Below are 12,189 nucleotides of genomic sequence, written 5' to 3'. Positions count from 1 at the left end.
CCTTTCAAGAAGGAGGAAAATAACTTTGCTTACCCTATACCGCAAAGAGTTATTTAGGCAAGCCTTAGCTTATTATGACTATATTAGATGCATGAACTCTTCCCCACAATCGGCCACGATGCGTCAGCACGAACTCATCCCCGTTATTCTGACCGCTAATATACGGATCCGGCCGCGCCTGCACCGCCTGACGTTTTATGCCGAGGCATTCCGGACATACACCCTCTCCGGACCCGATGAATTCTTTGGACTCGTCATGCCACAAGCCGGACAGGAATTTAGGCCCTTCCCCGTCGACGGCATAAACCTCCGCTCGGCGGTAAGCGCGATTTGCGAGGAGAGACGGCCGGACCTGCGCTGGTATACCATCCGCGCGCTCCATTCAGAGGAGGCCACAGTCGATGTCGACGTGGTCACCCACGGCGATTCCGGACCTGGTTCGCGGTGGATTCGCCGCGCACGAGCCGGCGATACGGCGGGATTCTTTACGTGCAACGACTTGTGGCGACCAACCGAGGCAGCACAACTTCTAGTCGCCGACGCATCCGCCCTGCCCGCCCTGCGGCACATCTTGGCCTACCAAGAAACCCATAACCCGGCGACGCTTCGAGCCACCGATGTTATGGCCGTGGTAACCAGCGAGGACGAGGTAGAGCCGGGCCTTGCAACTCGGTGGGAGACGAGCGTCCGCAGCTTGCGCATCATTCATACCCGACCGCGTCAGGAGGCGGATGCTGTCGTAGCCGCTCTAAGAGCGGACTATGCCCGTGCGCTGGAGCCGGGGTACGTGTGGGCTTCCGGCGAGGGGGAGCTAGCAAAGAGCGTACGAGGCCTCGCGGTGAATGAGTGGGGCCTGGATACCACCGCCGTCACGTGGGTTCCCTACTGGTTTTATGGACGGGCCCGACCGTAGCGAAGCCTTAAAACGGCGAAGGCCCCTACCCCGAACCATAAGATTCGGAGCAGGGGCTGCGCTGGCTAGTTTTTACTTAGCCTTCTCGATGATCTCAACGAGACGGAAGTGCTTGTCCTTGGACAGCGGGCGGGTCTCAGCGATGCGTACGAGATCGCCGATGCCTGCGGTTTCTTCCTCGTCGTGCGCCTTAACCTTCTTGTTAGAACGCATGATCTTGCCGTACAGGGCGTGCTGCTTGCGGTCTTCCAGCTCGACAACGATGGTCTTGTTCATCTTGTCGGAAACTACATAGCCGGTGCGAACCTTAGGAGCGCCCTTGACCTTCTCCTTCTTCGGAGTAGGTGCCTTCTTGGAATCAGTCACGTTAGCCTCACTCATGATTAAGCCTCAGCTCCCGGAGCAACGGACAGGCCCAGCTCGCGCTCGCGCAGAACGGTGTAGATGCGGGCAATGTCGCGCTTAACCGTGCCGATGCGGCGGTTGTTGGTCAGCTGGCCGGTGGCCTTCTGGAAGCGAAGGTTGAACAGTTCTTCCTTCGCATCCTTCAGGCGGGACTGCAGCTCAGCATTGTCGAGCTCACGGAACTCGTGGGCGGGGGTACCGGTTGCCATTAGAACTGGTCCTCCTTCTTGATGATACGGACCTTGCAAGGAAGCTTCTGGCCAGCGCGGCGCAGAGCCTCAATTGCAACGGCATCGTTCGGATAGCTCATCTCGAAAAGTACGCGGCCCGGCTTAACGTTAGCCACCCACTTCTCAACCGGGCCCTTACCGGAACCCATACGAACGCCGAGCGGCTTCTGGGTCAACGGACGGTCCGGGAAGATGTTGATCCACACCTTGCCACCACGCTTGACGTGGCGGTTGATGGCAATACGTGCGGCCTCAATCTGACGGTTGGTGATGTACGCCGGCTCGAGAGCCTGGATAGCGTAATCGCCGAAGTTGATGCGGTTACCGCCCTTGGACACGCCGCGACGGTTCGGGCGGTGCTGACGGCGGTACTTAACACGCTTAGGAATCAGCATGGATTAGCCCTCCTGCTTCTGCTGTGCACGCTGGCGGCGCTGGCCACCGCGGCGGGAGCGACCATTGCGGTCACGGCCACGGCCCTGTGCCGGAGCGTTCAGTTCGGACTCGCGTACGCCACCGACGACGTCACCCTTGTAGATCCACACCTTGATGCCAATGCGGCCGAAGGTGGTGTGGGCCTCTGCGGTGCCGTAATCGATTTCGGCGCGAAGAGTGTGCAGCGGAACGCGACCCTCGTGGTAGCGCTCAACGCGGGACATTTCAGCACCACCCAGGCGGCCGGACAGCAGAATCTTGATGCCCTTAACCTGTGGCTGGCGCATAGCGGACTGGATAGCCTTGCGCATTGCACGACGGAATGCGACGCGGTTAACCAGCTGCTCCGCGATGGAGTGAGCAACCAGGGTTGCGTTTGCGTCTACCTGCTTGACCTCGAGGATGTTGAGGGCAACCATCTTGCCGGTGAGCTTTTCCAGCTCGCGGCGGATACGGTCAGCCTCAGCACCGCGGCGGCCAATCACGATGCCCGGGCGGGCAGTGTGAATGTCGACGCGGACGCGGTCGCGGGTGCGCTCGATAACGACGTCGGCAATGCCGGCGCGCTCGAGGCCCTTGTTGAGGTAGTTACGAATCTTGATGTCTTCGGCTACGTAGTTCGCGTAGTCCTTATCGGCGAACCAGTGGGTCTTCCAGTCGGAAGTGATGCCCAAACGTAGGCCGTGAGGATGGATCTTCTGGCCCATTACTTGGCCCCTTCCTGCTGGCTTTCGACCACCACGGTGATGTGGCTGGTGCGCTTACGAATCATGAATGCACGACCCTGTGCACGCGGCTGGAAACGACGCATGGTCGGACCCTCGTTGGCATAAGCCTCGGAGATGACCAGGGTGCGTGGGTCGAGGCCGAAGTTGTTCTCAGCGTTAGCGGCTGCAGAAGCAACGACCTTAGCAACTGGCTTGGAAGCACCCTGCGGTGCGTACTTCAGGATAGCCAGGGCTTCGCTTACGGACTTGCCGCGGACCAGATCGAGCACGCGACGTGCCTTCATCGGGGTGACGCGGACGTAGCGGGCCGTGGCGGATGCGGAGGTGATGGTCTCACTCATCGCTTATCGACGTCCCTTCTTGTCATCCTTGACGTGACCCTTAAAGGTCTTGGTTGGTGCAAACTCGCCCAGCTTGTGGCCGACCATGGAGTCCTCGATGAAAACCGGCACGTGCTTGCGGCCGTCGTGGACGGCGAAGGTGTGACCGATGAAATCGGGGAGAATGGTCGAGCGGCGAGACCAGGTCTTGATGACCTGCTTGGTGCCTGCATCGTTCTGAGCATCCACCTTGTTGAGGAGGTGCTCATCGACGAACGGGCCCTTCTTAAGGCTGCGTGGCATTGTTTACCTCCTCTTAGCGCTTCTTGTTCGGGCGACGACGGCGCACGATCATGTTGTTGGAGTAACGGTTCGGGTTGCGGGTGCGACCCTCCTTGTGACCCCATGGGGACACAGGGTGGCGACCACCCGAGGTCTTACCCTCACCACCACCGTGTGGGTGGTCAACCGGGTTCATAACGACACCGCGGACGGTCGGGCGAACGCCCTTCCAACGCATACGGCCGGCCTTGCCCCAGCGGATGTTCATCTGCTCGGCATTGCCAACCTCACCAACGGTGGCGCGGCAGCGGATATCCACACGGCGGATTTCGGAAGACGGCATACGCAGAACTGCGTACTTGCCTTCCTTACCCAGCAGCTGAATGGAAGCACCAGCGGAGCGAGCCAGCTTAGCGCCAGCGCCCGGCTTGAGCTCAACAGCGTGGATGGTAGAACCGGTCGGGATATTACGCAGAGGCAGGTTGTTGCCAACCTTGATATCTGCATTCGGGCCGGACTCTACGATGGTGCCCTGCTTCAGGCCTTTAGGGGCGATGATGTAGCGCTTCTCGCCATCAACGTAGTGAAGCAGTGCAATGTTTGCGGTGCGGTTCGGGTCGTACTCGATGTGAGCGACCTTTGCCGGGATGCCGTCCTTGTCGTTACGACGGAAGTCGATCAGACGGTAACGGCGCTTGTGGCCACCGCCGATGTGGCGGGTGGTAATGCGGCCGTAGTTGTTACGGCCACCAGTCTTGCTCAGCGGGCGCAGCAGGGACTTCTCCGGAGTAGAACGAGTGATCTCGTCAAACTCAGAAACGGAGGATGCGCGGCGACCCGGAGTTGTCGGCTTGTACTTACGAATAGCCATAATTCTTCCTTTTCCTTTCGGCTCTCCGGTGACGCTTAAGCGCCGCCGCCGAAGACGTCGATGGAGTCGCTGCCTTCACGGAGCGTCACATATGCACGCTTGGTGGACTTACGCTGGCCGTAACCGGTGCGGGTGCGCTTACGCTTGCCTGCACGGTTCACGGTGTTCACGGAGTCGACCTTGACGTCAAAGATCTGCTCTACGGCATCTTTAATCTGGGACTTATTGGAGTCCGTGGAGACGTAGAACGTGTACACGTTCTGCTCCATCAGACCGTAGGACTTCTCGGATACAACCGGGGCGATGATGATATCGCGTGGGTTAGAAATCTTAGCCATTAGTTCTCCTCCTTATCCGCGCCGGTTGCGCGGTTGATGAAGGTGTGTAGCGCCTCAACGGAGAACACAACGTCATCGGAGTAGAGAACGTCGTAGGTGTTGAGCTGGCCAGCGTCCAGGATCTGAACGTTAGGCAGGTTATTAGCGCTACGACGAGCGTTGATGTCCTCGCGGCCGATGACCAGGAGCACGTTCTTGCGCTCGGTCAGGGACTCGAGGAAGGCCTTAGCCGACTTGGTGGACGGCTTCTGGCCCGGTACGAGCTCTTCGATGACGTGGATGCGCTCGTTGCGAGCACGGTCAGACAGTGCACCGAAGAGAGCAGCCTTGATCATCTTCTTAGGGGTGCGCTGTGCGTAGTCGCGCGGCTGTGGGCCATGGACGGTGCCGCCACCGGTGTAATGCGGTGCGCGGATGGAGCCCTGGCGTGCACGGCCGGTGCCCTTCTGACGGAAAGGCTTGCGACCACCACCGCGGACATCGCCGCGGGTCTTGGTTGCGTGGGTGCCCTGGCGTGCAGCAGCAAGCTGAGCGTTAACAACCTGGTGCATCAGAGCAATGGATGCCTCGGTGTCAAAGATTTCAGCAGGCAGGTCTACAGAGCCGTTGGTCTTACCCTCGGAAGTGTGGACGTCTAGCTTGAGGTTGCTCATGCGTGTGCACCGCCCTTCACTGCGGTCTTAACGGTGACGAGGCCGCCGCGCGCACCAGGGATAGCACCCTTGATGAGCAGCAGGTTGGACTCGGCATCGATTTTCTGAATCTTCAGGTTCTGGGTGGTCACGCGGTCCTGGCCCATACGGCCAGCCATGCGCTTGCCCTTGAAGACGCGGCCCGGGGTAGCAGCGCCGCCGATGCCACCAACGCGGCGGTGAGCGGCCTGGTTACCGTGAGCTGCGCCCTGGCCTGCGAAGCCGTGGCGCTTCATGGCACCAGCGTAGCCGTGGCCCTTGGTCTTGCCGGTGACGTCAACGAAGGTGATGCCCTCGAAGATGTCAACCTTGACCTCTTGGCCAACCTCATAAGCAGAGGTGTCGTCCATGCGGATTTCCGCAACGTGACGGCGTGGGGTTACGCCAGCCTTCTTGAAGTGACCACCAACCGGCTTATTTGCCTTGCGTGGGTCGATTTCGCCAAAGGCGATCTGGATGGCGCTGTAGCCATCGGTTTCGGGGGTGCGAATCTGGGTGACAACGCATGGCCCTGCCTCGACGACGGTAACCGGTACAACGCGGTTGTCCTCGTCGAAGACCTGGGTCATGCCGAGCTTCTTGCCCAGAATGCCCTTGATCTCGTTTTCACTCATTATTTGTTCTCCACCAAAGTCGCTTACTGGATGTTCACGTCGACGCTTGCCGGAAGATCGATGCGCATAAGAGCATCAACGGTCTTCGGGGTTGGGTCGAGAATGTCGATCAGGCGCTTGTGAGTGCGCATCTCGAAGTGCTCGCGAGAGTCCTTGTACTTGTGCGGAGAACGAATAACTGCGTATACGTTCTTCTCGGTTGGGAGCGGCACTGGGCCGACTACACGAGCACCGGTACGGGTAACGGTCTCGACGATCTTCTTTGCAGAAGCGTCGATAGCCTCGTGGTCATAGGCCTTCAGCCGAATGCGGATTTTTTGTCCCGCCACGCTTATCCTCTTCCTCGCTTCCCCACTTTCACATTCCCGGCGTTTCCGGGGCGTGAAGCGGTGGGAAATTGCTTCTCGATTTCTCTATAACGTTGTCCGGGCTTGGGGGCCTGACACAACGCCAGTGGTCTGACTGTCATGACGACCAAGAGTTGCGGTACATGGCAAGTGCCAGAACGCAGTGCTCTCGACGGGGTACAAGACCCGTAGTCAAAGTATTGTGAAGAGGACGGTTTTCACGCATTACACGTGGAGAGTGTCCAATTCGTCTACTGCCGCTGTTTATTTGCCATGCCCCTTCTCCGGTCCATCTTCTCGGGGTGTCACTGCTCTAACGCGGACCTAGCCCGATCGGATGACCTTCCAGTCAATGTTTCAAGTTCCCCTGAAACATGGCGACAACGAAGGTGTCATGTTCGCTTTACCAGCTCAGCGTCTCCCCAAGACTGTGCTTGACGACGTCCGTCGCTCGCACCACATCTCGGTTCTCGCTGCCCTGTTAAAGCAACCTTTGTATTTAAGCATGTTGGGCTGCGGTTTTTCAAGCCGCGTATTAAACCGTGCCAAAAATCACGTTTTGGATAATTTTGTTGCTCCGCACCCCACGATTGCCGGAGAAGTATCTAAGCTCGGTGTCATTGGCTATGGACAATTTGTCCTGCCTAGATAGTTGAATACCGCTTTCTCACAGCACTCGATAAAGAAAGGCACAAACACTCATGTCTGAAAACAAGACTCCTGCACAAAATACCGATAACCAGGTTCCGGCTTCCGAGGAGCGCGAGGTAAATAACAACCTGGAAACCCAGTACGGCACCACCACCATCGACGATGTCGTGGTCTCCAAGATTGCCGGCATCGCAGCCCGCGAGGTTTCCGGCGTGGATTCATTGGGTGGCGGCGGCGCCCGCATGATCGGCAATATTCGCGAGTCCTTCGGTGCTTCCGAGGACGTCCGCCAGGGCGTAGACGTAGAGGTAGCAGAAGGCTCCGCCCGCATCGAGATTGCAATTACGGCTGAGTACGGCGTGGCCATCCACGAGCTCGCTGAGGCTATCCGCCGCAACATCATGAATGCTGTAGAGCGCATGACCGGCCTGAGCGTCGAGCGCGTCAACGTTGTTGTTCACGATGTCAAGCTGCCGAAGGATGAGTCCGAGTCTGAAGACCAGGCTGCTTTGAACCAGGGTCAGGCCTAAGCCCAATGCCTGAGCCCCGAGCACATTTCGAGCTCGAGGTAAGCCACGCCCGCGCTATTGCAGAGGCCGTCACGAAAGTCCGCGGCGTCGCTGCACTCGACGGCGGTTCGTTCGGTTCGGTGAGTTTGTACCTCCCAGGCGAGCGCATCGTCGGCATGCGGCGACCCAATCCGCGCGATGATCGCCACCTGCAGATCAACATCCGCGTCGATATCAGCGCGGCGCCGGACCTTTATGCCTTGGCAGAAGATATCCGGTCCGCCGCACGTGGGGCATGTCCCGAACTGCAGCGCATTGACGTTGAGTTTTCTGACGCCGTGGATGGCTTATCCGCTGCTCCATCGAAGGAATAGATATGAAAAATTACACCACTTTGGGCATCATTTCCGGCCTTATTCTTGCCTTCTTTTTGTACCTAGGCTGGGGTCCTACTTTGCTCGCCGTACTCCTTGCTGCCATTGGCGGAATCGTGGGAGCACACTTTGATGGCCGTATCGATCTCACCTCTGTGTGGAATGGCCTCATTGGTAAGGAGAAAGGCCAAGGTTAATGACAGATAGTTCCACTCAGGGCCACACGCGTATCTCGCTGCGGACCATGGAACACATCGTTACCGCCGCGATCGCTAGCGTGCCCGGCACCAAGGCCATAGAGGCCAAGCTAGCGGGCATCGGCGGCCGCGGTTTTCCACGGGTCTCGGTCCAAATGGACTCGGAGCGCGAGGTAGCGGCCGTCAACGCCACTATCGGCGTGGTGTGGCCCTCGCCGGTTACTACGGTGGCGGAGCATACCCGCACCGCCATTTCAGAAGCCATCGCGGCACATACCGGTTATTCCACGACACGCGTTAATGTCACCGTTGGCGGTTCCGTTCCGGGCAATCGGGTCACAGCGGCAGAAGTGGAGCAGCGCCAGGTTGCTGCTGCCGTCGCGCCGCACATCACGCCCTCGCCGGTCTGGCAGCCGGTCACTGCCGAGTCGGTCAACGTACGCAGCATTGCCACGCCGCAGAAAACACCGGTGCGCAGCGTCACTGCCCTGGACTCCGACATCGCGGTGCGGTCTGTAAACACTCCGCGCGAGACTGAGGTACGCAGTGTCTCTGCTGACCTCCCTGACCACCACTTGCGCGAAGTCTCTTCCCCGGGCGAACCTGCGCTGCGGCCTCTCAAAGAGCCTAAGCCGGTACACGTTCACAGCGTGGCGGCACCGCGCCCAGCCAAGCTGGTCCCCAGCGGACAGGTTCGCCCGCTGTCGCGAAAAGTACAGGTATCAACTCCTCGGCCGCAGCCACTGCGTGATATCGAGATCCGCCACGAATGGTCACCGCGCCGCGTGCAGACCCCTAAGTCCACGCCTGTGCGAAAGGTACAAGCCCCTCGACCACAAGCACTCAAACGTATTGAGGTCACCCCGGCCAACCCTCGCCCACTGCACGTGGATGCGCCGCGGCCGGAACCGTTGCGCGCCATTTCCATAAACCCCTACCGCCCACAAGGAGGCAACCATGGCTGAACAGCACATGCCTGAACACTTTGGGCAGCAGCCGAAGGCGTCTCCAGCGGCGCGAACGTGGGCTGTCATTCTAGGGCTGCTTCTGATCGTCGCGGGCGTCGTCGGCGTGCGCGAGACGTGGCTTGTAGGTTCCGGTTCCGATGCCCAATCATGGGTACAGCCAGTACTTAACCTCATCGCCACTGAACAGCTGCAGACCTGGATGATTTGGGCCGGTGTCGCATCCATTATCGTCGGCCTTATCTTCCTATTTGCAGCGCTAAAGACGCGCCGCACAACGCACCTGCAGCTGGCTTCCGATACCGCGTCCATGTGGATGCGGCCGGTAGATATCGCTCGCCTATCTTCGGCGACTGCTCGCCGCGTGCCGGGTGTTGCCTCCGCACAGACCTCAGCGGATAAAAAGACCGCTAAGGTCACCGTCAATGGTGATACCGACGATGCCGAGCTGCAGGGCCGAGTAGAGACCGCGGTTACGCAGTGCCTGGCGCACTTAAAGAATCCGCCACAGGTCACCGTAGCTGTAGAAAAGATTCCGGAGTTGGATAACAATGTCTAGAAAACTTGCTACTTTTGACCGTATCCTGCTCGGCCTGCTGGGAATTATCCTCATCGCTTTGGGCGTGTGGCCCATCCTTATCCACTTCAATGTGGAGTTTGCCAAGTATTTAGCCCTGTGGGTAGACCACGATGCATGGAAGACGTTGGCGGACAATGACTGGTGGGTCTGGGCGCTGGCCGGTGGTTCCGCACTACTGCTTATCGTAGGCCTGTGGCTCGTGGTAGCTAACCTGCGCCACCGTCGCTTTAATAACGTGGAGTCTGCATCGTCTAATGACAAGGGATCTATTACGACGTCGATGAACGCTATTGCCGGTGCTGTGGCCCAGGATCTGGATGGGATTAAGGGCGTCGAGCACGTGGAGCGGCTCGTGGCTTATGACCGCGCCCGCCCTACCCTGCAGTACACGGTCACGGCCAATCCGGATACCCCGGTGGAGCGCCTTACTGGCACCGTGGAGACCAATGAACGCGATTTCCGCGCGGCTTTCCCGGACGCGGATTTGGACACCATTTACAAACTGCAATTCAGCAAGGTTGGGCCTCTGAAGGACCTATCCGAATAGCGGGTTCGGGGTCTCTGCCACTAGGACCTCTTCAATGGCCCCCAAACGGGCCGATTCGCCGCCCCCGAGGATCACTTCCAGTTCCTCTCCGGGGCGGCATTTTTCTATTCGCTGCCAAGAATAATCCTGGCGAGTAACGCGGCGATTTTCCTTGGCAAATAGGTGTAACCCATGGTCAAGAACACCAATGGCCCCGGAGAAGCGAAGAACAAAGACGAAATCGCCTAACTCCTGCCGCTTCAGGCCCTTGAGGTCTGGGCGCTTAGTACTCAACCGCATGAGGCTGGTAACCACGCCAAAGCGGTGCTCGAAGCCTTCTGTATCACGAATGGTAAAAGGCCGGCCGGGCCCGGTTGGGCGAATGGAATCATATGCCCATACCACGGGTTGAGCTTGTGGACGGCGCACGATGACGTGGGTGGGCGTAGCAGTAATGCGGTTAGTGGGGGCTTCGGCAAGCACCAGCCACTCCCCTTCCGCAATGCGTCCGTTATCCAAGGGCAGAAGCGGTGGATGCACGGCCGCTTGTCGCTGCAACTCCGCTACCAGCTCCGCATCGCTCGCACCCCAACCGATGCCCCGATTAGCCAGCATGGCAAAGAAGGTGGCGAGGCTGAGGTCGGGTTGGCCTTCCCAGGCGCGACGGAGGGACTCAAGAGTGGGATCGATGCGGGTGGGGTCATCCATATCCGCCAAGACTACCCAGCGCCGGCGACAGGCAAGAGGTCGGGGCGCGGGCGAAGATATTCACCCCCGAGTTAATTTCATTCAATTAAATAAATACTATAAGTGTTCAACAATCGCGAACGCCATATCCCCTGTTCATCGGCGCTTTATTGCACCATTTTCCCACCTCGCCACCTCCGCCAATACCTATCAAGTTAAAGGGGATTTACATCACGGGGCTAATTCGATTGTGTCCTGCACAACCGATTATTAAATTGGTCACATACAACGATTCGCTCGTTGGAACCACATTTGCATCCCGTTTCCTGCTTAACCACGCACGGAGAATCTCTATGACTAAATATCTGATCAAAAAGACCCTGGGCTGGTTACTCATGATCTTTTTGGCTACCAACCTCGCCTATCTCTTGGCGGCCAGCTTTCTGGACCCACGGTCCAATTACATCGGCCGCCGCCCGCCGCTTTCGGCGGAGGAAATCAATAACCTCCTCGAACCCTATAACCTCAGCCCCGATACCCCATTAGTGCAACGCTGGTGGACCTGGCTGACCAATATCCTCACCAAATGGGACTGGGGCCAATCCCCAGTGGGCGAGGTGGTGAACTCAGAAATTAGCTACCGCATCTGGGTCTCCGCGCAGCTGCTCTTGCTTTCTACTATTTTGTCCATCCTCATCGGCGTGGCCGTGGGTGTTTATACTGCTTCGCGCCAGTACAAGACCGGCGACCGCATCTGGCAGGGCATTTCCATCATCGCAATGAATACCCACGTGGTGGTCGCTTCTATCGCTGTGGTGTGGGGCGCGCTCAAGATCAACGAGCTCACCGGAAAGAAGATTTTCCGTGCTGTCAAGGGGTGAATGCGCCACTTCGACCGGGAGGTAGTTGTGACGCGTTGGACTCCGAAGGATGTTAAGGATGCTGCTGTTGAGCGCGTGGTGGCAGGCGAGGCAGTTAGCCTGGTCGCGCGTGATGTGGGTGTAGGCCCCGAATCGGTTTACGGTTGGTTGAGGGTAAGAGGTGTCGAACCTCCAGGCAGGCGTGCGAGTCGTTTGCGTGATCCGTTTGTCCGTGAGGCTGTTGGGTTGGTGCGTGCAGGTATGTCGATCAGTCAAGCAGCACAGACTGTTGGAATATCGACTGGCTTGCTTCACAGCAGGTTAAAGAAAGCTGGTGTAATCGAAGTGCGGCCTAGACGCGCCCACTTGTCACCTGATAAACGTGCCCAGGCCGTGGAGCGAGTGCTTGCTGGTGAGAGCTGTCAGACAGTGGCTGATGCTATCGGTATGCATCCTTCTACCGTGTATGGGTGGATAAGGAAGCAGCGGTATGCGAAGTTACGCCGGCAGCGACATCGTCGAACGCCTGATGAGGCGGTGGTGTCTTTGCCAGATACAGGCAAGAAGCTGGGTAAAGATTCTGTTATACCAGCACCGATGAAAACTCAAGCCGTTGATGGATTTCCTAGCGGCGTATTCGACAAACACGCCTTAGTAGGGCGTGG

Annotated in this window: 20 protein-coding genes and 3 pseudogenes; 11 read left to right on the top strand and 12 right to left on the bottom strand. The window is 58.4% G+C overall.

The features are described from left to right. The first annotated feature begins 91 nt into the window (after positions 1-91). Positions 92-913, top strand: a complete 822-nt coding sequence (locus tag WMQ00_RS00110; protein ID WP_239208151.1) for a siderophore-interacting protein — start codon at positions 92-94, stop codon at positions 911-913. Between the two features lie 72 nt (positions 914-985). Here the strand turns inward: WMQ00_RS00110 and rpsQ are convergent, their stop codons facing one another. Genes rpsQ through rpsJ form a run of 11 tightly spaced genes read right to left on the bottom strand, consistent with a single transcriptional unit; the run spans position 986 to position 6,157 of the window. Further along, on the bottom strand, positions 986-1,294 hold the full coding sequence (gene rpsQ / locus WMQ00_RS00105) for a 30S ribosomal protein S17 (protein WP_023020554.1): 309 nt from the start codon (positions 1,292-1,294) through the stop codon (positions 986-988). A gap of 2 nt (positions 1,295-1,296) precedes the next feature. Continuing rightward, complete coding sequence (rpmC, locus tag WMQ00_RS00100) at positions 1,297-1,527, bottom strand: 50S ribosomal protein L29 (RefSeq protein WP_005322842.1); 231 nt, start codon at positions 1,525-1,527, stop codon at positions 1,297-1,299. Further along, on the bottom strand, positions 1,527-1,943 hold the full coding sequence (rplP, locus tag WMQ00_RS00095) for a 50S ribosomal protein L16 (RefSeq protein WP_023020553.1): 417 nt from the start codon (positions 1,941-1,943) through the stop codon (positions 1,527-1,529). The genes rpmC and rplP overlap by 1 nt, the downstream gene beginning before the upstream one ends. A 3-nt stretch (positions 1,944-1,946) precedes the next feature. Beyond that, complete coding sequence (gene rpsC / locus WMQ00_RS00090) at positions 1,947-2,690, bottom strand: 30S ribosomal protein S3 (protein WP_023027807.1); 744 nt, start codon at positions 2,688-2,690, stop codon at positions 1,947-1,949. Next, complete coding sequence (gene rplV, locus WMQ00_RS00085) at positions 2,690-3,052, bottom strand: 50S ribosomal protein L22 (RefSeq protein ID WP_005276938.1); 363 nt, start codon at positions 3,050-3,052, stop codon at positions 2,690-2,692. The genes rpsC and rplV overlap by 1 nt, the downstream gene beginning before the upstream one ends. A gap of 3 nt (positions 3,053-3,055) precedes the next feature. Beyond that, positions 3,056-3,334 (bottom strand): 30S ribosomal protein S19, encoded by a 279-nt coding sequence (rpsS, locus tag WMQ00_RS00080; protein ID WP_005276936.1) that lies wholly within the window; start codon positions 3,332-3,334, stop codon positions 3,056-3,058. A 13-nt stretch (positions 3,335-3,347) separates the two neighbouring features. Next, entirely contained in the window at positions 3,348-4,184 is an 837-nt protein-coding gene (rplB, locus tag WMQ00_RS00075; protein ID WP_023020551.1) for a 50S ribosomal protein L2, read from the bottom strand. Between the two features lie 35 nt (positions 4,185-4,219). Then, entirely contained in the window at positions 4,220-4,522 is a 303-nt protein-coding gene (rplW, locus tag WMQ00_RS00070; protein ID WP_023020550.1) for a 50S ribosomal protein L23, read from the bottom strand. Next, positions 4,522-5,175, bottom strand: a complete 654-nt coding sequence (gene rplD, locus WMQ00_RS00065) for a 50S ribosomal protein L4 (RefSeq protein WP_005322847.1) — start codon at positions 5,173-5,175, stop codon at positions 4,522-4,524. The genes rplW and rplD overlap by 1 nt, the downstream gene beginning before the upstream one ends. Next, on the bottom strand, positions 5,172-5,828 hold the full coding sequence (rplC, locus tag WMQ00_RS00060) for a 50S ribosomal protein L3 (protein WP_023020549.1): 657 nt from the start codon (positions 5,826-5,828) through the stop codon (positions 5,172-5,174). Before rplC ends, rplD begins: the two co-directional genes overlap by 4 nt. 23 nt (positions 5,829-5,851) lie before the next feature. Then, the gene (gene rpsJ / locus WMQ00_RS00055) at positions 5,852-6,157 is read right to left on the bottom strand and encodes a 30S ribosomal protein S10 (RefSeq protein WP_003848085.1); all 306 of its coding nucleotides are present in this window, start codon (positions 6,155-6,157) and stop codon (positions 5,852-5,854) included. 355 nt (positions 6,158-6,512) lie between these two features. Between rpsJ and WMQ00_RS00050 the strand changes: the two genes are divergently transcribed. From WMQ00_RS00050 to amaP, 7 genes are read left to right on the top strand one after another with little or no spacing between them, the layout of a single operon-like run. Continuing rightward, on the top strand, positions 6,513-6,827 hold the full coding sequence (locus WMQ00_RS00050; RefSeq protein WP_248100355.1) for a hypothetical protein: 315 nt from the start codon (positions 6,513-6,515) through the stop codon (positions 6,825-6,827). Positions 6,828-6,876: 49 nt separating this feature from the next. Next, entirely contained in the window at positions 6,877-7,356 is a 480-nt protein-coding gene (locus tag WMQ00_RS00045) for an Asp23/Gls24 family envelope stress response protein (protein ID WP_086589073.1), read from the top strand. 5 nt (positions 7,357-7,361) lie between these two features. Further along, positions 7,362-7,709, top strand: coding sequence for a hypothetical protein (locus WMQ00_RS00040; protein WP_049358636.1), 348 nt, complete (start codon positions 7,362-7,364; stop codon positions 7,707-7,709). Between the two features lie 2 nt (positions 7,710-7,711). Continuing rightward, complete coding sequence (locus tag WMQ00_RS00035) at positions 7,712-7,906, top strand: hypothetical protein (protein ID WP_005322852.1); 195 nt, start codon at positions 7,712-7,714, stop codon at positions 7,904-7,906. Further along, the gene (locus WMQ00_RS00030) at positions 7,906-8,871 is read left to right on the top strand and encodes a lysophospholipase (protein WP_248100356.1); all 966 of its coding nucleotides are present in this window, start codon (positions 7,906-7,908) and stop codon (positions 8,869-8,871) included. Before WMQ00_RS00035 ends, WMQ00_RS00030 begins: the two co-directional genes overlap by 1 nt. After that, positions 8,864-9,430, top strand: coding sequence for a DUF6286 domain-containing protein (locus tag WMQ00_RS00025; RefSeq protein WP_248100357.1), 567 nt, complete (start codon positions 8,864-8,866; stop codon positions 9,428-9,430). Before WMQ00_RS00030 ends, WMQ00_RS00025 begins: the two co-directional genes overlap by 8 nt. Beyond that, positions 9,423-9,998, top strand: a complete 576-nt coding sequence (gene amaP, locus WMQ00_RS00020) for an alkaline shock response membrane anchor protein AmaP (protein WP_248100358.1) — start codon at positions 9,423-9,425, stop codon at positions 9,996-9,998. The genes WMQ00_RS00025 and amaP overlap by 8 nt, the downstream gene beginning before the upstream one ends. Here amaP and WMQ00_RS00015 read toward each other — a convergent pair. Continuing rightward, a complete protein-coding gene (locus WMQ00_RS00015) occupies positions 9,987-10,685 on the bottom strand; it encodes a hypothetical protein (RefSeq protein ID WP_248100359.1) in 699 nt (232 codons plus the stop codon). The genes amaP and WMQ00_RS00015 overlap by 12 nt on opposite strands. Positions 10,686-11,017: 332 nt before the next feature. Here WMQ00_RS00015 and WMQ00_RS00010 point away from each other — a divergent pair. The 3 pseudogenes from WMQ00_RS00010 to WMQ00_RS00005 all read left to right on the top strand — a co-directional run. Beyond that, positions 11,018-11,527 (top strand): annotated as a pseudogene (locus WMQ00_RS00010) (ABC transporter permease); the annotation flags it as partial. Between the two features lie 18 nt (positions 11,528-11,545). After that, positions 11,546-11,995 (top strand): annotated as a pseudogene (locus WMQ00_RS11975) (helix-turn-helix domain-containing protein); the annotation flags it as partial. Positions 11,996-12,014: 19 nt separating this feature from the next. Next, positions 12,015-12,189 (top strand): annotated as a pseudogene (locus WMQ00_RS00005) (IS30 family transposase); the annotation flags it as partial.

This window comes from Corynebacterium sp. KPL2825 (assembly GCF_037908445.1).
Classification (GTDB): Bacteria; Actinomycetota; Actinomycetes; order Mycobacteriales; family Mycobacteriaceae; genus Corynebacterium; species Corynebacterium kefirresidentii.
This window is presented reverse-complemented; position numbering and strand designations above follow the sequence as displayed.